Raw genomic sequence first — 18,485 nt, forward strand, 5'->3', positions numbered from 1 at the left:
TGCTGAACAGCGTCGTCAGGCACCGCGACGACTAAAAAAGAGAGAACATCATGACCACAAGACAACTTCGGCTGGGCACCATTCTGCATGGCGCCTCAGGCAACATGTCCGCCTGGCGCCATCCGGCGGCCCAGGCCGATGCCAGCATCAGCCTGGATTACGCCAGAAAAATCGCCCGTAAGGCGGAGCAGGGCAAACTCGATTTTCTGTTTGTCGCCGACGGATTGTTTATCAACGAGAAATCGATTCCCCACTTTCTTAACCGCTTTGAGCCGCTGACGCTGCTCTCGGCGCTGGCCGGTGTCACGGAGCATCTGGGGCTGGTCGGCACTGTCTCCACCTCCTACAGCGAGCCGTTCACCGTGGCGCGTCAGTTCGCCAGCCTCGATCATCTCAGCGGCGGGCGCGCAGGCTGGAACGTGGTGACGTCACCGCTGGAAGGATCGGCAAAAAACTTCTCCCGTCAGCAGCATCCGGAACATGCGCTGCGCTACCGCATTGCCGATGAGTATCTGCAGGTGGTGAAAGGGCTGTGGGATTCGTGGGAGCAGGATGCGTTTGTGCGGGACAAGGCGAGCGGGCAGTTTTTCGATCCGACGAAGCTGCACACCCTGGATCATCACGGTGACTTCTTCCAGGTGCAGGGGCCGCTGAATATCGGCCGTACGCCGCAGGGGCGTCCGATTATCTTCCAGGCGGGCGCATCCGCAGACGGCAAAAAGCTGGCGGCGCGCCATGCCGACGCCATCTTTACCCATCAGCCAACGCGCGAAGAGGCGCAGGCCTTCTATCAGGATGTGAAACAGCAACTGGTAGCCAATGGCCGTCAGCCGGACGATCTGCACATCTTTCAGGGTGTCAGCGTGATTGTGGGCGATAACGCCGATGACGTCGAACAGCAGTACCAGACCACTGCGGCGCTGGTTTCGGTGACTGATGCGCTGAACTACCTTGGACGCTTCTTTGACCATCACGACTTTTCTCAATACCCGCTGGATCAGCCGTTCCCCGATATCGGCGACATCGGACAGAACAGCTTCCGCAGCACCACCGACGAGATCAAACGCAAAGCAAAAGCGCAGGGGCACACCCTGCGTCAGGCGGCACTGGAAGCGGCCACCCCGCGCCCCCTGTTTCACGGCACGCCTGAAGAGGTGGCGGATGGCCTGCAGCTCTGGTTTGAAACCCACGCCACTGACGGCTTCATCATCAATGGCGGCACGCCTGACACCTTTGAACGCTTTGTCGATCGGGTGGTGCCGATTCTGCAGGCACGCGGCCTGACGCGCCGTGACTATCCGGGCACCACCCTGCGCGACAGCTTCGCCCTGAAATCTCCCGTTAATCAGTTCACCTCACAATAAGAGTCCGGATCATGCAAAAACCCTTACGTCTCATCGCTCTGCTTATGCTGGCCGCCAGCAGCCACGCTCTGGCAGAGGGCACCAGCGTCTCCTACAACGGCCAGCGTGTCAGCGTGGAAGCCAACAAAGCGCCGATCAACACCGCGAAAAATGCGGAGGCCATCGCGCAGCTGCCCGCCGGTCACCATTTTGTGGTGCCGGGCGCGTTTACCGTGGCGGTGGCCGCGCTTAACTCTCCGCCGCTTACGGTCTTTTCTGACGACAACAAAACCCTGCTCGGCAGCGAGGTGGATATCGCCCGGCTGGTCGCCGACAGCCTGGGACTGAAGCTGAATGTCGTCCCGACCTCCTGGGAGGACTGGCCGCTCGGCGTCGCCTCGGGCAAGTATGACGCGGCGATCTCGAACATCACCGTGACGAAGCCACGTAAAGAGAAGTTCGACTTCGCGACCTATCGCAAAGACTCGCTGGGCTTTTATGTCCGGACCGGCAGCCCGATTCAGTCGCTGACCAAAGCGGAGGAGATTGCCGGACTGCGGATCATCGTGGGATCCGGCACCAATCAGGAGGCGATCCTGCTCGCGTGGGATAAAGAGAATCAGGCTAAGGGCCTGAAACCCTTTACGCCGATCTATGCCAAAGATGATGCCGCACAGACGCTGGCGCTCCAGTCGGGTCGGGCAGACGCCTATTTCGGGCCGAATGTGATCGGGGCCTGGAAGGCGGCATTGACCGGGAAAACCCGGCTGGTGGGGAGTGTGGATGGGGGCTGGCCAAAAGCGGCTCACATTGCAGTGACGGTGAAAAAAGGCAGCGGTCTGGCCGAACCGATCAGCACGGCGCTGAATGGCGTGATCGGCAATGGCGACTATCAGAAGGTGCTTAACCGCTGGGGCGAAGGCGTTGAGCAGATTGGTCATTCTGAAGTTAATCCCGCCGGACTGGGCGATTAAGGAGCTGAGATGAGTGAATTAACGTTTCGCGAGGTGTCACCTGAGGCGCTAGAGCTGCAACCGATCCTGGGCGGCCTGTTCGGTGAATATGCCGCACGCTACGGCGACTATTTTGCCCGGCTTAAGGAGCAGGAGCTGACAGAGTGGTATCTGCCGCCGCAGGGGCTGTTTATTGTGCTGGAGCGCGACGGCGAGATCATCGCGATGGGCGCCTACAAACCTTATGACCTGCAGACCGCCGAGCTTAAGCGCATCTGGACCCGCAGCGATCTGCGCCGTCAGGGTCTGGCATTGGTGGTCCTGCAGGAGCTGGAGCGTCGGGCCCTGCAGGCGGGCTATCAGCGGCTGTTTCTCACCACCGGCTTCCGTCAGCCTGAGGCCGTCCGGCTCTACACCGGTCACGGATATCAGCCTCAGTTCGATCTCAGCGGCGATCTGGAGCGTTACGGTCAGCCGCCCCATGACGGGCGACTGCGTTTTATTAAAGTGATTGGCGTGTATAACGTCGCGGAAGCGAGTTAAGGATCGACGATGAGTAAACCTCAGCATCAACAGTTACAGGTGGTGCCGGCCCGATATCCGGCACGCACCGCTGGCGCGATCGTTGCGCTGTTTATTCTGGCAGGCGTCGTGCAGTCGGTGGCCTTTAATCCGCGCTGGGAGTGGGGGGTGTTTGCACGCTGGTTCTTTGATCCGGTGATCCTGCACGGTCTGGGACAGACGCTGCTGCTCACCCTGCTGGGGACGATCTTCAGCCTGCTGGCTGGCGGTCTGCTGGCTCTGGCGCGCCTCTCCTCCTCCTGGCTGCTGAGCACGCTGGCATGGGGCTACATCTGGCTGTTTCGTTCACTGCCACTGATCGTCGTGCTGATTATTCTTTATAACTTCTCCTATCTCTATGAAACGCTCTCGATAGGGATTCCGTTTACCGGCCTGTCGTGGGGCGCGTTTCAGACCATCAATGTGCTGGGACAGTTTCCGGCCGCGGTCATCGGCCTGACACTGGTGCAGGCGGCCTACAGCGCGGAGATCATTCGCGGCGGCATTCTCGGTGTCGATCAGGGGCAGGTGGAGGCGGCTTCTGCGCTCGGCCTCTCTGCCACGCGCCGCACCTTCCGCATCATTCTGCCGCAGGCGCTGCGCACCATTATTCCGACCACGTTCAATGAGATCATCAGCCTGGCGAAAGGCACGGCGATGGTTTATGTGCTGGCCATGCCGGAGCTCTTTTACACCATTCAGATGATCTATAACCGCAATCAGGAGGTCATTCCGCTGCTGATGGTGGGTGCCGCGTGGTATCTGATTATCACCACCGTGCTCTCCGTCATTCAGTACAATGCAGAACGCTGGATGGCCCGCAGCGTAACGCGTGAACCGCAACCCTCTCGCTGGCGTCAATGGCGCAACCGCGTCTCGCCACTTCAACCGACCGAGGAGATCAGCCATGTCCGAAGCCATTGATTATCGCCTTTCTCACACCAGCGGGGCCATCAGCATCACCGGCGTCAGTAAACGTTTTGGCAAACATAAAGCGCTGGATAATGTCTCACTCTCCCTGCCGCCTGGCTCGGTCACGGTGATCCTCGGCCCCTCCGGCTCCGGTAAATCCACCCTGCTGCGCACCATCAATCATCTGGAGCGGGTCGATGAAGGCTTTATTCAGATTGATGGCGACTATATCGGCTATCAGCAGCGCGGCAACAAGCTCTATGAGCTGAAGGAGCAGGCGATTCTGCGGCAGCGCATTAACGTCGGCTACGTCTTCCAGAACTTTAACCTGTTCCCGCACCTGAGCGTGCTGGATAACCTGATTGAAGCTCCGATTGCGCATCGCCAGCTCTCCCGGCAGGCGGCGATTCAGCGGGCCGGTGAACTGCTGGACATTGTCGGCCTGCGCCACAAAGCCGATGCCTGGCCGCGCCACCTGTCAGGCGGGCAGCAGCAGCGCATCGCTATCGCGCGGGCGCTGATGCTCAATCCCAGGGTGATGCTGTTCGATGAACCCACCTCGGCGCTGGACCCGGAACTGGTCGGCGAAGTGCTCGATGTGATCAAGAAGCTGGCGCGCTCCGGCACCACGCTGGTCATTGTGACGCACGAGATTGGGTTTGCCCGCGAAGTGGCTGACCATGTGGTCTTTATGGTGGATGGCCGGATTGTGGAGCAGGGCACGACCCAGCAGGTGCTCAGCAATCCGCGTCACGAGCGCACCCGTCGCTTCCTGGCGCGCGTCTTATGAGGCGCCTGACGCCTCTGGCGCTGGCATTCGCGGGGCTGATCCCGGCGCTCTCCATGGCCGCCCCGGAAAAGCCCGACATCCGCCGCAACGAAACGCCCATCCATGCTCCGGCTAATCCGCTGGCGATCGCTAAAATTCCGGCGAACTATCACTTTATTGAGCCGGGTACCCTGACCGTGGCGACCTCAGCCACAAACTCGCCGCCGCTGGCGCTGCTGGCCTCTGACAACGTGACCCGCATCGGCAGCGACCCCGACATCGCCAGGCTGCTGGCTGACAGTCTGGGGTTAAAGCTGAAGCTGGTGCCGGCCTCATGGGAGGACTGGCCGCTGGGGATCAGCGCCGGACGCTATGATGTGGCAATGTTTAATATCGCCGTCACCGAAGAGCGTAAGAAGAAGTTCGACTTTGCCACCTATCGTGCTGACAACCACGCTTTCGCGGTGAAAAAGGAGAGTCCGATCAGACAGATCGGTGCCCCTGCTGACATTGCCGGGAAGCGCATTATCGTGTCGTCGGGCACCAATCAGGAGCGGATCCTGCTGAGCTGGGATGCACAGAACCGGGCGAAAGGTCTGCCTGCCGTAACGCCGATTTACCTGACCGATGATGCCTCTGCGACGCTGACGCTGCTGTCGGGACGGGCCGACGCCCTGTTTGGCCCGCACTCCATGGCCGCCTGGAAAGCCGCGTCGCGCGGCCAGACCCGACTGGTGGGCAACGGGCCGTTTCGTGCCTGGGTCGCCGTCACCACCAAAAAGGGCAATGGCCTGGCCCCCGCTCTCCAGACTGCGCTGGATGGCACCATCGCGGGCGGCCAGTATCAGCAGGTGCTGGCCCGCTGGGGTGAACAGGATGAGGTCGTCGACCACTCCCTGATAAACCCGCCGGGTATCGTTTACTGACACCGCCAGACCGGTTGCTCTGCGCTAACCGGTCTGGTGCACGGCATGCTGATAACCCGATAATTGCACTACACTCTCCGGCGTGACTGTTTTATCCTGCCCCCTCAAACTCATAAAAAATTCTGTTGTGTGGCGGAGTACCAGCCCTGGAAGCCCATGAAAATCAGATTCCTTTCTGCCAATGAGCAAAAGCTGGCGGAGGTGCGCAAGATACTCGAACCTGTCGGAGTCGAAGTGCTGCCCATCGCCCGTCGCATCGAAGAAATACAGACAGAAAACGAGCTTGACCTGGTGCGTGACAAGCTGACCAAGGCTTTCGCGCTGATCGGGCGGCCGCTGTTTGTTGAGCACACCGGCCTCTATCTGGATGGCCTGAATGGGTTACCCGCGGGTCTGACCCGCATCTTCTGGAATCGCCTCGACGCTGAGCGCTTTACGGCGCTGGTGCAGGGACTCGACAGCCAGGCCGTCACGGCCAAAACGGTGCTGGGTTACTGTGACGGCCGCAAGATGTATCAGTTTTCAGGCGAACTACGCGGCACCATCGCGGCAAAACCCGCCGGCACGCGCGGCTTTCAGTGGGACTGCGTCTTTATTCCCGAAGGCTATGAGCAGACCTTCGCCGAAATGGGTGAACTCAAGAATGAGATCTCCATGCGGCGCATTGCGCTGGATCGCTTCGCCACCTTTTTGAAAACCGCCCGGGGAGTGGCATGAAACCTGAACTCAAACGCGCCTATGATTCCGGCAAACTGATTCTGTTTGCCGGTGCCGGTATCTCACGCAATTTCGGCCTGCCGGAGTGGCATGAGCTGATTGCTCACCTTGCGCATGAACTGGGCTACGATCCAAAAATCTTTAATACTTACGGCACGCACCTGTCGCTGGCGGAGTATTACAAACAGAAAAAAGGCTCGCTGGGTCCGCTGCGCAGCTGGATGGATCGCGAGTGGCACCGGCCCGATATTGATGTCCGCTCTTCTGAAATTCATACCATGATTACGCAGGGTAATTTCTCGCGTATCTACACCACTAACTACGATCGCTGGCTGGAAGCGGCGCACGACGCGCACGGGGTTCCCTATTATAAAGTGGCGAACGCTGCCGATCTGGTGTCGCTGACCGAAGAGAAGCGACATATCATCAAACTTCACGGCGATTTCGACGACGATACCTCCATCGTGCTGGATGAAAGCAGCTATTTTGAACGTCTCTATTTCGACTCGCCGCTCGACATCAAACTCACCCACGACGTGATGGGCAATTCGGTGCTGTTTGTCGGCTACAGCATCAGTGACTTCAACATTCGCCTGCTCTTTTACCGCCTGACGAAAATGTGGGGCCGCACCGGGCTGGCAACGGCCCGGCCAAAATCGTACCTGTTTACCAACCGCAACAACCCGGTGGCCAAAGAGGTGCTGGGGCAGTGGGGGATCGAGGTGATCGTCTCAGAAGAGGATGATCCGCGTAAAGCGCTGGCACAGTTCCTGGAAGAGTTGCTGGTGTAATGCCCGTATCGCCTGCTCAGAGAGTGGCTGCTTAAAAATGAATCAATGCGTGGCGTTATGATCAGAAGTGTTGTGAAGGGTACAGTGATCGGTTTTATGGGGCTTGTTCTGCTGGCCCTGACAGGGACAGGAGCGCTGATCTATCTGAAAACGGGTGACCAGTACTACAGTGAGGAAAATCTTGCGGCGTGCAAACATTACACGGTTGAGCAGGCAAAACAGACCGTGCTGAGTGCCTGGCTGAGACAGCCCAACGACTGGCAAAACTGGCATGAAGCAGCCGAAGTCGCCCGCCAGAAGGGCATACGGTTCATTGACGCAGAGATAAGCGGCCCGGCTGAGCAATGGCTGGTCCCTTTTTATGCAGAACGCGTTACGGGCAGAAAGCAGTACGGCATGCTGGATTGCGGCAAACTCACCGTTGAGTTCGCGTCTGAGTAGTATACTGAGCAACGCGACGATTCAGGCCATTGGAAACGGCCACCTTTGGCGGGTTGTTGCGATAAAACAGCCCGCTCAAAGCGGGCTGTCAGGTTAAAGGTCTTATCGTTTTATAAACTCTTCGAATTTTTCCTGATTATCTACCAGCCAGGCCGGCATATATTCATAATCAATAGGCCGGATGACCATCTTCCTTGGCCGGTTCCAGATATCTATATTTTTATCAACACAGCGCCGGATGTGATCCGGATTATTGAACTCGGGAAGATTATTTTCTGTATGGGAAATTGTCTTCATCTTCTCGCTGATGCGTGCATCTGTCATTACCCAGGAAAAATGCCAGCCCGCGTTCATGACAATCCGGGTGCGCATCTTAAGAAGTCTCCAGCGCCACCAGCTATCCCGTATTGGGGTGCCTTTACGCTTCACGTTGCGTAACAACTCTGGCTGTCCCTGAAAAAAGCCCTTAAGGTTTTTCATCGTCGTCATTTTCGGCAGGCGACATAAGCGCGCCGAGCCATCATCGTTGAGTACCTGAACATTAAATTTATAGTTAAAAAAGTTCTGATACAGCGTCGTGCACAGATGACGGCGACTGAACTGCGTGAGGGCAGCAGGGTGAGGAATTTCATCAACGTCGGAAATGATGATGATATCGTCGTCCTGAGCATGGCGCAGACCATGCATAATGCTGTTACGCGCAATGGTTTCATTTTCCCACGGATCGGATTCCCCGGCTTTCACCACAGAACTGCCGGACAGGAATTCATGTTGATAAATGGTGGGAACGGAATCATTTATCACATAGATGATCTTTTCGCGAAACGCGGCGAACCGGTCAATATTGAAATTAAGTTTTTCTCGTCGCTTGCCCGTGAAAGTATAGAGAGATTCAACGATGACGAAGCGGTCAACATGCTCATAAAGTGTATTTAAACGCAGTTCAAGAAGCATATCTTCATCGTAGTACAGGAAACAATCGTAAATCATTGGCGAACTGATCCTTTTGCCATCATCATCAATTTTATTTTTTGCGGATTGTACCTGCTGTTTTACGCTTTCCATACACTTTCCAGCGTTTTTACTGCCACCCTCCTGACAGAATCTTTCCGCCCTCTCCTGAAGCTGCGTCAGACAGGGGAATCTGACCCCATCGCCGGATTAACGTCCTGATCGAAGAAAAGCCTGCGCGATGATAAGGTTCAATTGCACATCTCCGATAAACTCCATTCTCTGCTGGCAAAGCAAACTGAGCATGATATACTGTATGTATACACAGTACCTGAGGGCGAAAAGATGGCTGTTGAAACAAAATTTGTAGTAGTCAGAAAGGGTGAAGAGAAGATGACGTTTGCCAATAAGAAAGAGGCCGATGCCTACGACAAAATGCTCGATATGGCCGAAGCCTTCACCGACTGGCTGTTACAGCATCAGCCCGCGATGGACGAAGCACAGGCGGAAACGCTGGGCCTGCTGATTGCTGAGCAGAAAGAGTCGGTACAGCATATCCTTCGCACCAGCAAACTGCCGGAGGCGACGACCCACGCTTCCCGCTCAGACGATGCTGACAACCAGGCTGATGAGCCTGCGGCGAAGAAAGTGCGCGCAGTAAAAGCGGCCTAATCTTCACTACAACGCCGGAAGCGAATCTTCCGGCGTTGCTGTTTCTGACTTAAGATTCTCTTCCCGTCTCATCCGTATTAGCTCATTAAATGAGTCCCATCGTTCATCGTTATTCCTGAGCGCTCTGATTCTGACAGAACAGGCGGGGGTAATGCACATTAAAATTCTTTTCTGAAAAATATAAGCTCATCAAAACTCTTTGCCCGCACTCTCCCTCTGCCATTCTGTGCGACCCATCAGTGATGACAGTAGTGCTCAGACAGGGTCAGCATGCCTGTTCCGCCTCTATCAATCTCTCCTGGCAGTAAATAAGGCATCCTGAAACAGGGTAAATCCTGCTTAAGTCCGGAAAGAAAATGTGAAAACCCTTCCCCAGTCATTGACCAGGAAGATGCTACTGAATTTTTTAATTCTTTTATGAACCTGTACGTTAAAAACGCGCTTTCCAAAAAAATTATCATATTGGACTTTTTTTTAATTAACATCTACCGCCTGTCATGTATAGAAATCATAAAAACGGAGAGGAGGTTCGATTTTGATTATACTTGTGAATAAAAAAACCAGAAGCCTGTTTTGTAAAGGAAAGGTAATTTCCCTGAGCAGGAACGAATTCACACTTTTTATTTTTATGATCAAAAGCAGGAAGGCAAGGGAGATTGATGTTGCCGATTTAATTTTACAGGTATGGGAAGCAAGATATAAATCCATCTCTGCCAATAATATCTCTCAACTTTTCTATCTGTTGAGAAAAAAAGTTCAGATTATAGATCCCCTTTTGAATCTGACTTACTCAAAAAGCAAAGGCGTTCAGTTTTTTATACCCAAAAACCTCGTTTTTATCACCTGTAATGAAAAGCTCTACTTCTTTTTACAAAAGAAAATCACCTGGTTCAGAAAATTTACACGCCGCACTCTGTTTTTTATTTGAGCATTGCGCTGATATTCATTATCACTATATCCACTCCAGTTACGACAGGAGGCGTTAACATGTCAGGGGAGATATATGAGAAATGAACCTGAAACAATCTGGCTGGTGATCTTCTTGCTGATATCCTTTTTCGGGGGCGTAACAAGATATCTGTTAAGTGCTCATGCAGGAAGAGCAGCGCCAACGATACAAACACTTTTATCTGCGCTGACCATCTCAATTTTCTGGGGACTTCTTGGAGGTATTATATGTGTTAATTATGGATTAAGTCTGTATGAAGCCATTGTTATAAGTGGGTCTGTCTCATTTTTCTGTGGTGGATATGTTTACCGTTAAATCTGAAGAGGTTAAATAAGGACATTCTATGAGCAACCAGATTGCAACTGCATTCCCGTTAAAAACGTTCCGCACTGATTTTTTAAACTGGTCAAAAGAGACATCCGGAAAAAACATTCTCTCATGTTCACCTAAGACCAGTGCTGAATTACTCGATGTCATTAACTGGGCTGTTGATAATAAATTCAAAGTTCGCCCGGTAGGTATTCAGCATAACTGGTCAAGATTGACTATTGATAATAATGCTGACAACAGCGATGTTGTCCTGGTTGACATGACGAAACATCTTAATGCTGCAACGATAGTTAAACATGGTGATTACGGCTATGTCACGGCGCAGACCGGCATTCAGATGGAAGCTCTTGTTACTCTCCTTGAGAAAAAGAAATTAGGCTTTTATAGCATGCCTGCACCAGGCGATCTGACGCTTGGCGGTGTCATCGCAATAGGAGGACATGGAACCGGCATCCCCTCTGTCAATGAGGAACGCCCCGCAGGGGGGAGCTGGGGAACCGTCAGCAATAACATTATCGAACTCAAAGCCATTGTATGGGATGACAATCTTAAGCAGTACGTGTTGAAAACGTTCGAAAGAACCAACCCGGAGATATCAGCCTTTATGATTCATGTCGGGAGGGCATTTATTTATGAAGTTAAACTTCAGGTGCCGCGTAACAAGCGTTTACGCTGCCAAAGTTTTGTCAATGTTCCCGCCGTCGAATTATTTGGTCAGGAGGGTGAAGGTATCAGAACCTATACCTCCTATCTGGATAAATGCGGGCGTGCTGAGATCATCTGGTTTCCGTTTACTACCACACCATGGTTAAAAATCTGGACAGAGTCTCCAGCCTACAACAGGATATCTAAACCCGTCCATTCTCCCTTTAACTATCCTTTTTCGGATAATATTCCTGTTCAGGTTTCCGATTTGGTCAGGAAGATTCACAATGGCTTTCCGGAACTCACACCTTCATTAGGAAACCTGATGTTCAATCTGGTCAATATCGGACTTGGTGCGACAATCAGTAGCGACCTGTGGGGGTGGAGCAAAGATGTCTTGATGTATATCAAGCCAGACACGCTTCGGGTGACGGCTAACGGCTATGTCATCATCACCCGCAGAGAGAACATTCAAAAGGTACTCAGTGAATTTAAGGCGAAATATGAGAGCATGGTGGATATCTACAAAAAATCTAACGCTTATCCCATGAATGGTCCGATTGAAATTCGTGTGACCGGTTTAGATAATCCAGCTGATACCGATATTGCTGGTGCTGTTCCTCCTGCACTCTCCGCAGCCCGGCCTGTTGATGCTCACCCTGAATGGGATGTTGCAATCTGGCTGGATAATCTGACAATGCCTGGTACTCCTGACTCACTGAAGTTTTTCAGAGAGTTGGAAGAGTGGGTGTTCAATCACTATTCTGGCGATTATGCAACGGTACGCGTTGAGTGGAGCAAAGGCTGGGGATATTCAGAAAAAGATGCCTGGGATAATGAGACGGTTATCGACACCCTTATTCCTGATAGCTTAACTCAGGGTATCACCGATGGGTATGACTGGCGTTTTGCAAAAGCGACGCTCGATAAGTATGACCCTCACTACCTCTACTCTTCACCTTTAACCATGAGGCTTTTTAAAGCGACCCTGTAGTCATCATTCGGTCGCTATGAATGAAGCCACCTAAACGGTGGCTTCATATCCGGATAGCTTATTTTTAATCACCCCATTCCTCATTGAAATGGTAGTTAATCTGACTGGCATCGCCACCCAGCGCACTGCCTAATGAAGCAATCGTTGTAAATATAGCAAAGCCAATCGAGTCAAGGGCGTGATGAATGCTTCCTAAGCCGATGGCATCCAAAAGTCTCCCTGGAAAAGAGAGCAGGGGGGTATTGAATAAGTCGTTAATCAGCTTTACACCACCAACAATAATTTCACCAACGTTGCCACCTGAGACTGAGTTTACTTCGCTTATAGTAAGTTCACGCATTGAAATTTCCTTATCACAATAATAAATGGCAAATTTATTACAAAATAATTCCGCCTTCAATTGATGGTTGCATAAGCCAGACAGGCTGTCAATAATCCGGAAGCCAACCTCTTTTCATGATAAAATAATAAATCTTCTCCAGCCTGATATCCGGAAGGAGTCGTTTAAATTATTTGTCATTATTCAGGATGTCTATTTCCGGTTTTTTATTGTGCCGTCGCGATCTCAGTATCGGTGGCATGTTAATTCGCTCACGCTTTTCTCAAACAGAAATTCCCCGGTTTTTCACTGCCCGCGTTCGATATTAGTGTGGGCCCCATCATCTGCAAAGGGTTATTACTGGTTAACAGGAAAAACCTGAGCGTTTCACGGTTTCTGCCACTGTGAGGCGCTCAGGTTTTTTTTGCCTTGCTCGTCCCTTCAGCTGGCTGGAACTGCAGCCCGGCATTCAGTACTGGCATCGCCCGGCGGGTATCGCCCGCACTCAGGATGCCTGGGTGACGGAACTTAAAACCGTGGTGACATTTTAAATTTTCCTGTGGAGCAGGATCGCCGTCACGCTTTTCACCGAGGCAGATTGAGGTCCGCCTTAAAAATGGTAGAGTGCGCCTGGTGGATTGTTACTGCTCAGGCAGGCAAAACCTGATTTTTGGCGTCAGCCGGAGGTCAGGTTTTTTGTTTTTGGGGTCTGGATGAAAATCGCCAAAGTGCTTAATAACAATGTGGTGGTGGTTCAGGATGAACAGGGACGCGAGCAGGTCGTGATGGGCCGCGGACTGGCTTTCCAGAAACGTGCCGGTGACACTCTCGATACCGCCCAGATTGAGAAAGTATTCGCGCTGCAAAGCGATCTGCTGGTGCGCCGTCTTGAGGAGTTACTGAACCAGATCCCTGCTGAGGTCATGACGACCTGTGACCGCATTATCAACCTGGCAGCACAGCGATTAGGGAAACTGCAGGAGAGTCTCTACATCACATTAACGGATCACTGTTTCTTTGCCATCGAGCGGCAGAAGAAGGGGCTGGCGATAAAAAACGTGCTGCTCTGGGATATCAGGCGACTCTATCCCCGGGAGTTTGAGCTGGGTCAGGAAGCCCGCGCCATCATCGCCCGTCGTCTGAATGTGGAACTGCCTGAGGATGAAGCCGGATTTATCGCGCTTCATCTGGTAACGGCTCAGCTCAACAACGAAATGCCGGAAGTGATGGATGTGACGCGGGTGATGCAGGACGTTCTGCAACTGGTGAAGTATCAGCTGCAGCTGGACTACGACGAGTCATCGCTGAGTTACCAGCGGTTCGTCACCCATCTGAAGTTTTTTGCCCAGCGCATGCTGACACGAACCGTCGTTGATGACGATGATGTGTCACTCCATACCGCGGTCAAAGAGAACTATCCCAAAGCGTGGAAATGCGCGGTGAAGATCGCGCAGCATCTGCAGCAAAGCTATCAGCGCGATCTTACAGCGGAAGAGATGATGTTTCTCGCCATTCATATCGAACGGGTGAGAAAAGAGGGGCGTTAACACCCTCAACCTGGATTGTTACTGCGTAGTGCAGGCAAAACCTGAGCGCGGCCTCTGAAAAGAGGTCGTTCTCAGGTTTTTTTATTTTTGGCTCCCTCAACGGATGTCTGCGGACATCGCTTGTAAGGAAAGAGAGATGGAATATCAGAAACTGGCGCAGGAGATCCTCAGCCATGTGGGTGGTAAAGCGAACATCGTCAGCCTGGAGCATTGCGCCACCCGGCTTCGTTTCAGACTGAAAGAGAGTCAGAAGGCGGATGCGGAGGCACTGAAGAAAAACCCGGGTGTGATTATGGTGGTTGAAAGCGGCGGGCAGTTCCAGGTCGTCATCGGCAACCATGTGCATGCAGTCTGGCAGGCGGTTCGCGCTGAAGCGGGACTGCGCGATGACGCACCTGTCGCAACGGATGAAAACGACAGTGGCGGGAATCTCTTCAGCCGACTTATCGACATCATTTCAGGTATTTTCACCCCCTTTATCGGCATTCTGGCCGCTTCGGGCATTCTAAAAGGCCTGCTGGCCCTGGCTGTGGTCTGCGGCTGGCTTTCCGTTGAGAGCGGCACCTATAAAATCTGGTTTGCTGCCAGTGATGCGCTGTTCTTCTTTTTCCCGCTGGTGCTGGGTTATACCGCCGGTAAGAAGTTTGGTGGCAATCCCTTTATCACTATGGTGATCGGCGGGGCACTCACCCATCCGACCATGATCGCCGCCTTTAATGCCAGCCAGCAAACCGGCGCCATGGCGGACGCGTTTCTGGGTATCCCTGTCACCTGGTTCAACTACAGTGCGTCGGTCATTCCGGTGATTCTTGCCGCGTGGGTGAGCTGCTGGCTTGAAAAACAGAGCAACAGGCGGCTTCCTGCCTCAATGAAGAACTTTTTTACGCCCCTGATCTGCCTGGGCGTTACCGTGCCGCTCACTTTTCTGGTGATTGGCCCCGTGGCCACCTGGCTGAGCATGATGCTGGCCAACGGCTACCAGTGGATTTATGCGCTGGCCCCCTGGCTGGCTGGCGCCGCCATGGGTGCGCTGTGGCAGGTCTGTGTGATCTTTGGTCTGCACTGGGGGCTGGTGCCTCTCATGATCAACAACCTGGCGGTGCTGGGGCACGACTCAATGCTGCCGATGCTGCTGCCCGCCGTCATGGGTCAGGTTGGCGCCGCGCTGGGGATTTTCCTGCGCAGCCGCGATGCCCGGCAGAAGGTCCTGGCTGGCTCGTCCGTAACGGCAGGGATTTTTGGAATTACCGAACCGGCTGTCTATGGTGTCAATCTGCCGCTGCGTCGTCCCTTTATTTTTGGCTGCGTGGCGGGTGCTATTGGCGGGGCGATTGTTGGCTTCAGCCACACACACGTTTACTCCTTTGGCTTTGCCAACGTCTTCACGATTGCGCAGATGATCCCGCCCACCGGGGTCGATGGCACGTTATGGGGCGGGATTGCCGGAACAGTGCTGGCGCTGTTTCTGAGCTGCGGCATGACCCTGCTTGCCGGTATGCCCAAAGCCGCCCTCCCTGTTGCGGCGACAGCCCGCTCCTCAGACGAAAACGCGATCCTTTCCCCGCTGTCTGGCACCGTGCTGGCGCTCGATCAGGTGCCGGACGCCACGTTCGCCAGTGGCCTGCTGGGACGCGGTGTCGCCATCATTCCGCTTGATAACAAAGTCATCGCGCCATTTGCCGGTGAGGTCGCCTCGCTGTTTCAGACCCGGCACGCCATCGGCCTGCTGAGTGATAGCGGCGTCGAGCTGTTGATCCACGTCGGCATCGATACGGTGAAGCTCGACGGCAAGCCGTTTATCGCACACGTCAGCGCAGGCGACAAAATTCAACCGGGCGATCTGCTGCTGGAATTTGATCGTCAGGCGATTCTTGATGCCGGCTATGACCTGACCACCCCCATCATTATCAGTAACAGCGATGACTACGCTGATGTCATCACGGCTGCAGCCAGCACCGTGACGGCCGGACAACCGTTACTCAGCCTCAGCCATCAATAACAGGAGAACAGCATGAAAACTTTCCCGGATTCATTTTTATGGGGCGGCGCCGTTGCCGCAAATCAGGTGGAAGGGGCCTGGCGTGAGGCGGGTAAAGGCCTTTCGACCTCCGACCTTCAGCCGCAGGGGATTTTTGGTCCGGTTTGCGAGCGGGGCCCAGGCAGTCACAGCCTCAAGGATGTGGCGATTGATTTTTACCACCGCTATCCGGAGGATATCCGCCTGTTTGCCGAGATGGGTTTCAGCTGCCTGCGGGTCTCAATTGCGTGGACACGCATCTTTCCGCAGGGTGATGAGCAGCAGCCTGCCGAGGCGGGTCTGGCTTTTTATGACCGGCTGTTTGACGAGCTGGCCGCGCACAACATCACGCCACTTGTGACACTGTCACACTATGAGATGCCCTGGGGACTGGTGACGCAGTATGGGGGCTGGGGCAATCGGCGGGTGATTGATTTCTTCAGTCACTACGCCCGTACCGTATTTACCCGTTACCGGCATAAAGTCAGACTCTGGCTGACCTTTAATGAGATTAACATGTCGCTGCATGCCCCTCTGACCGGAGTGGGTCTGCCGGAAACCGCCAGCAAAGGGGAGGTGTATCAGGCGATTCACCATCAGCTGGTCGCCAGCGCGCTGGCGGTAAAAGCCTGCCATGAGATTATCCCTGACGCCCAAATCGGCAACATGCTGCTGGGTGGGCTGGTCTATCCATTGAGCTGCAAACCCGAAGATGTTCTGGAAGCCCTGCAGGAGAACCGGACATGGCAATTCTTTGGCGACGTTCAGTGCCGTGGCGCTTATCCGGGCTACATGTTGCGCTTCTTCCGCGACAACCATATCGCCCTGGAGATCACCGACGCCGACCGTGAAGCGCTGAAATCGACCGTCGATTTCATCTCTTTCAGCTACTACATGACCGGCTGCGTCACCGCCGATGACGCGCTGAATCAGCAGCTACGGGGCAATATCCTGAGTATGGTGCCGAACCCCCATCTGCCCGCGTCTGAATGGGGCTGGCAGATTGATCCGATCGGCTTGCGCACGCTGCTCAATCTGCTGTGGGATCGCTATCAGAAGCCGCTGTTTATCGTTGAGAATGGGCTTGGCGCGAAAGATAAACCCGATGCCACCGGGGTCGTGCAGGATGACTACCGTATCAGCTACCTCAACGATCATCTGGTGCAGGTCCGTGAGGCGATTGAAGATGGCGTGGAGGTCATGGGCTATACCAGCTGGGGCCCGATCGATCTGGTCAGCGCCTCGAAAGCCGAACTCTCTAAACGCTACGGATTTATCTACGTCGATCGCGACGACAACGGTGAGGGTTCACTGGCGCGCAGCCGCAAGAAAAGCTTCTACTGGTATAAAGAGGTCATCGCCACCCGTGGAGGATCCCTGAAAGGGTGATCGCCGCGGGAAAGCGACATCGCGCTGCCTGCGATCTCTTTTCCCTCCGTGCAAAACCGGCTGAGTCAGGGTGTCTCGCCGGTATTAACCTGATAGCGGGTGCTCCTGCCGCCGCCTTCCAGCCGGTAAAGGCACCCTTTTTCGACCAGATCCGCCAGATGTCGGGTTGCAGTCGCTTTACTGACTTTTGCCACCTTCTGATACTGACTGGCGCTGATCCCCTGTTCAAATCCCTGCTCGCCGCCATCCAGCAGCCGGTTCAGCACTTTAACCTGCTCCTGACTCAGTCCCGTTCCCTGATAGCGCAGCCAGAATCGCGCCTTAATCTGCGTGCGGTCAATCACGCTCATCGCCTGTTGCAGGCTCTCATCAAGGATATCCAGAAACCACACCAGCCAGCGGGTGATGTCGGTGTCGCCTTTTTGCGTCTGTTCCAGAATGCGGTAATAGTCCGCACGGTGCGCCAGAATGGCGGGAGACATGGCGTAGAGACGGATACTCTGACTGTCGGCCTGCGCCAGTGCCAGGTCGGTAAGTGCCCGCGTGATGCGGCCGTTGCCGTCATCAAAGGGATGCAGAGTCACAAACCAGAGGTGACAGATCGCGGCCCGCAGCAACGGGTCGAGCATGACGTCCTGCTGGCTCTGGTTAAACCACGCAATAAACTGCGCCAGCTGCGGCTCCAGTCCGTCACGCGGCGGGGCTTCAAAATGGACGGTAGGCCGGTCGATACGCCCTGAGACCACCTGCATCGGCTCGCTGCCACGCAACATCCCGACGCTCAGACGCTGCACCGTCCATTCATCTGCCGGAAACAGCCAGTGATGCCACTGATACAGTCGCTCCATCGTCAGCGGCTGGCTGCGGTTGTTGATCGCGTCCAGCATCATCGCCGCCAGGCCTTCTGAGCGGTCAGAGACCGGCCAGGGCTGCTCTTCCGTGACGCCCAGCCGCCGCGCCAGCGACGAGCGGACCGACTGCACGTTAACCCGCTCCTCTTCAATGGCCGATGAGGAGAGGATATTACTGAGCAGGGTATCCAGCGTCTGACTTTCGCTGTCGGGGTGCAGACTGGCGCGGCCCAGCAGCAGGCCGCGCTGCTGCTGCAGATGGCGCAGGCGCGGTAACAGCACGGCATCCTGCCATTGAAAGTGGGGCCAGTCGGCCTGTTGCCAGATCCAGTGGGTGTTCATCGTCAGCTCAGGGTCAGGAAATGAGCCGAATAACGCACCTTATTCGGCTCATAGAATGAGGCGATA

Annotated in this window: 19 protein-coding genes and 1 pseudogene; 17 read left to right on the forward strand and 3 right to left on the reverse strand. The window is 54.4% G+C overall.

The window, feature by feature from the left end; genetic code table 11:
• Positions 1-50 precede the first annotated feature (50 nt).
• From HFD97_RS07175 to HFD97_RS07215, 9 genes are all read left to right on the forward strand, one after another.
• Entirely contained in the window at positions 51-1,364 is a 1,314-nt protein-coding gene (locus HFD97_RS07175) for an LLM class flavin-dependent oxidoreductase (protein WP_167431652.1), read from the forward strand.
• 11 nt (positions 1,365-1,375) lie between these two features.
• Positions 1,376-2,317, forward strand: a complete 942-nt coding sequence (locus HFD97_RS07180) for an ABC transporter substrate-binding protein (protein WP_058958193.1) — start codon at positions 1,376-1,378, stop codon at positions 2,315-2,317.
• 9 nt (positions 2,318-2,326) lie between these two features.
• A complete protein-coding gene (locus HFD97_RS07185; RefSeq protein ID WP_167431653.1) occupies positions 2,327-2,839 on the forward strand; it encodes a GNAT family N-acetyltransferase in 513 nt (170 codons plus the stop codon).
• Between the two features lie 9 nt (positions 2,840-2,848).
• Entirely contained in the window at positions 2,849-3,781 is a 933-nt protein-coding gene (locus HFD97_RS07190; protein ID WP_046102680.1) for an amino acid ABC transporter permease, read from the forward strand.
• Positions 3,765-4,559: an amino acid ABC transporter ATP-binding protein gene (locus HFD97_RS07195; RefSeq protein WP_009092943.1), complete on the forward strand. Its 795-nt coding sequence runs from the start codon at positions 3,765-3,767 to the stop codon at positions 4,557-4,559. Before HFD97_RS07190 ends, HFD97_RS07195 begins: the two co-directional genes overlap by 17 nt.
• A 53-nt stretch (positions 4,560-4,612) precedes the next feature.
• Positions 4,613-5,464, forward strand: coding sequence for an ABC transporter substrate-binding protein (locus HFD97_RS07200; RefSeq protein WP_370528409.1), 852 nt, complete (start codon positions 4,613-4,615; stop codon positions 5,462-5,464).
• A 156-nt stretch (positions 5,465-5,620) separates the two neighbouring features.
• Positions 5,621-6,181, forward strand: coding sequence for a non-canonical purine NTP pyrophosphatase (locus tag HFD97_RS07205; RefSeq protein ID WP_009092945.1), 561 nt, complete (start codon positions 5,621-5,623; stop codon positions 6,179-6,181).
• On the forward strand, positions 6,178-6,972 hold the full coding sequence (locus tag HFD97_RS07210) for an SIR2 family protein (RefSeq protein ID WP_009092947.1): 795 nt from the start codon (positions 6,178-6,180) through the stop codon (positions 6,970-6,972). Before HFD97_RS07205 ends, HFD97_RS07210 begins: the two co-directional genes overlap by 4 nt.
• A gap of 57 nt (positions 6,973-7,029) precedes the next feature.
• A complete protein-coding gene (locus tag HFD97_RS07215; RefSeq protein WP_167431655.1) occupies positions 7,030-7,413 on the forward strand; it encodes a hypothetical protein in 384 nt (127 codons plus the stop codon).
• 102 nt (positions 7,414-7,515) lie between these two features.
• On the opposite strand, the gene HFD97_RS07220 is transcribed toward HFD97_RS07215, so the two are convergent.
• The gene (locus HFD97_RS07220) at positions 7,516-8,478 is read right to left on the reverse strand and encodes a benzoate transporter (RefSeq protein ID WP_167431656.1); all 963 of its coding nucleotides are present in this window, start codon (positions 8,476-8,478) and stop codon (positions 7,516-7,518) included.
• A 231-nt stretch (positions 8,479-8,709) separates the two neighbouring features.
• Between HFD97_RS07220 and HFD97_RS07225 the strand changes: the two genes are divergently transcribed.
• The 4 genes from HFD97_RS07225 to HFD97_RS07240 all read left to right on the forward strand — a co-directional run bounded on the left by HFD97_RS07225 (position 8,710) and on the right by HFD97_RS07240 (position 11,954).
• On the forward strand, positions 8,710-9,036 hold the full coding sequence (locus HFD97_RS07225; protein ID WP_046102677.1) for a YebG family protein: 327 nt from the start codon (positions 8,710-8,712) through the stop codon (positions 9,034-9,036).
• Positions 9,037-9,571: 535 nt separating this feature from the next.
• Complete coding sequence (locus HFD97_RS07230) at positions 9,572-9,964, forward strand: hypothetical protein (protein ID WP_167431657.1); 393 nt, start codon at positions 9,572-9,574, stop codon at positions 9,962-9,964.
• 75 nt (positions 9,965-10,039) lie between these two features.
• Positions 10,040-10,300: a phage holin family protein gene (locus tag HFD97_RS07235; protein WP_167431658.1), complete on the forward strand. Its 261-nt coding sequence runs from the start codon at positions 10,040-10,042 to the stop codon at positions 10,298-10,300.
• Positions 10,301-10,328: 28 nt separating this feature from the next.
• Positions 10,329-11,954: a cholesterol oxidase substrate-binding domain-containing protein gene (locus HFD97_RS07240; RefSeq protein ID WP_167431659.1), complete on the forward strand. Its 1,626-nt coding sequence runs from the start codon at positions 10,329-10,331 to the stop codon at positions 11,952-11,954.
• Between the two features lie 64 nt (positions 11,955-12,018).
• On the opposite strand, the gene HFD97_RS07245 is transcribed toward HFD97_RS07240, so the two are convergent.
• On the reverse strand, positions 12,019-12,294 hold the full coding sequence (locus HFD97_RS07245; RefSeq protein ID WP_009092952.1) for a hypothetical protein: 276 nt from the start codon (positions 12,292-12,294) through the stop codon (positions 12,019-12,021).
• A 413-nt stretch (positions 12,295-12,707) separates the two neighbouring features.
• On the opposite strand from HFD97_RS07245, the pseudogene HFD97_RS22175 reads away from it, so the two are divergent.
• From HFD97_RS22175 to HFD97_RS07265, 4 genes and pseudogenes are all read left to right on the forward strand, one after another.
• Positions 12,708-12,824 (forward strand): annotated as a pseudogene (locus HFD97_RS22175) (carbohydrate porin); the annotation flags it as partial.
• A gap of 162 nt (positions 12,825-12,986) precedes the next feature.
• Positions 12,987-13,820, forward strand: a complete 834-nt coding sequence (gene licT / locus HFD97_RS07255) for a BglG family transcription antiterminator LicT (RefSeq protein WP_167431660.1) — start codon at positions 12,987-12,989, stop codon at positions 13,818-13,820.
• Positions 13,821-13,956: 136 nt separating this feature from the next.
• Positions 13,957-15,819: a PTS beta-glucoside transporter subunit IIABC gene (gene bglF / locus HFD97_RS07260; RefSeq protein ID WP_167431661.1), complete on the forward strand. Its 1,863-nt coding sequence runs from the start codon at positions 13,957-13,959 to the stop codon at positions 15,817-15,819.
• Positions 15,820-15,831: 12 nt separating this feature from the next.
• Complete coding sequence (locus HFD97_RS07265) at positions 15,832-17,226, forward strand: glycoside hydrolase family 1 protein (RefSeq protein ID WP_167431662.1); 1,395 nt, start codon at positions 15,832-15,834, stop codon at positions 17,224-17,226.
• A gap of 65 nt (positions 17,227-17,291) precedes the next feature.
• Here HFD97_RS07265 and HFD97_RS07270 read toward each other — a convergent pair whose 3' ends face one another.
• On the reverse strand, positions 17,292-18,419 hold the full coding sequence (locus HFD97_RS07270) for a Fic family protein (protein ID WP_167431663.1): 1,128 nt from the start codon (positions 18,417-18,419) through the stop codon (positions 17,292-17,294).
• Between the last annotated feature and the right edge of the window lie 66 nt (positions 18,420-18,485).

This window comes from Pantoea sp. EKM103V (genome assembly GCF_011800365.1).
GTDB classification, from domain to species: domain Bacteria; phylum Pseudomonadota; class Gammaproteobacteria; order Enterobacterales; family Enterobacteriaceae; genus Pantoea; species Pantoea anthophila.

What these genes read in the sequence shown, in the direction of transcription:
- HFD97_RS07225 (WP_046102677.1), top strand. Translation starts at nt 8,710, where the DNA reads ATGGCTGTTGAAACAAAATTTGTAGTAGTCAGAAAGGGTGAAGAGAAG.
- HFD97_RS07240 (WP_167431659.1), top strand. Translation starts at nt 10,329, where the DNA reads ATGAGCAACCAGATTGCAACTGCATTCCCGTTAAAAACGTTCCGCACT.
- HFD97_RS07195 (WP_009092943.1), top strand. Translation starts at nt 3,765, where the DNA reads ATGTCCGAAGCCATTGATTATCGCCTTTCTCACACCAGCGGGGCCATC.
- HFD97_RS07265 (WP_167431662.1), top strand. Translation starts at nt 15,832, where the DNA reads ATGAAAACTTTCCCGGATTCATTTTTATGGGGCGGCGCCGTTGCCGCA.
- HFD97_RS07190 (WP_046102680.1), top strand. Translation starts at nt 2,849, where the DNA reads ATGAGTAAACCTCAGCATCAACAGTTACAGGTGGTGCCGGCCCGATAT.
- HFD97_RS07270 (WP_167431663.1), bottom strand. Translation starts at nt 18,419, where the DNA reads ATGAACACCCACTGGATCTGGCAACAGGCCGACTGGCCCCACTTTCAA.
- HFD97_RS07180 (WP_058958193.1), top strand. Translation starts at nt 1,376, where the DNA reads ATGCAAAAACCCTTACGTCTCATCGCTCTGCTTATGCTGGCCGCCAGC.
- HFD97_RS07220 (WP_167431656.1), bottom strand. Translation starts at nt 8,478, where the DNA reads ATGGAAAGCGTAAAACAGCAGGTACAATCCGCAAAAAATAAAATTGAT.
- licT (WP_167431660.1), top strand. Translation starts at nt 12,987, where the DNA reads ATGAAAATCGCCAAAGTGCTTAATAACAATGTGGTGGTGGTTCAGGAT.
- HFD97_RS07205 (WP_009092945.1), top strand. Translation starts at nt 5,621, where the DNA reads ATGAAAATCAGATTCCTTTCTGCCAATGAGCAAAAGCTGGCGGAGGTG.
- HFD97_RS07210 (WP_009092947.1), top strand. Translation starts at nt 6,178, where the DNA reads ATGAAACCTGAACTCAAACGCGCCTATGATTCCGGCAAACTGATTCTG.
- HFD97_RS07185 (WP_167431653.1), top strand. Translation starts at nt 2,327, where the DNA reads ATGAGTGAATTAACGTTTCGCGAGGTGTCACCTGAGGCGCTAGAGCTG.
- HFD97_RS07245 (WP_009092952.1), bottom strand. Translation starts at nt 12,294, where the DNA reads ATGCGTGAACTTACTATAAGCGAAGTAAACTCAGTCTCAGGTGGCAAC.
- HFD97_RS07215 (WP_167431655.1), top strand. Translation starts at nt 7,030, where the DNA reads ATGATCAGAAGTGTTGTGAAGGGTACAGTGATCGGTTTTATGGGGCTT.
- HFD97_RS07235 (WP_167431658.1), top strand. Translation starts at nt 10,040, where the DNA reads ATGAGAAATGAACCTGAAACAATCTGGCTGGTGATCTTCTTGCTGATA.
- bglF (WP_167431661.1), top strand. Translation starts at nt 13,957, where the DNA reads ATGGAATATCAGAAACTGGCGCAGGAGATCCTCAGCCATGTGGGTGGT.
- HFD97_RS07175 (WP_167431652.1), top strand. Translation starts at nt 51, where the DNA reads ATGACCACAAGACAACTTCGGCTGGGCACCATTCTGCATGGCGCCTCA.
- HFD97_RS07200 (WP_370528409.1), top strand. Translation starts at nt 4,613, where the DNA reads ATGGCCGCCCCGGAAAAGCCCGACATCCGCCGCAACGAAACGCCCATC.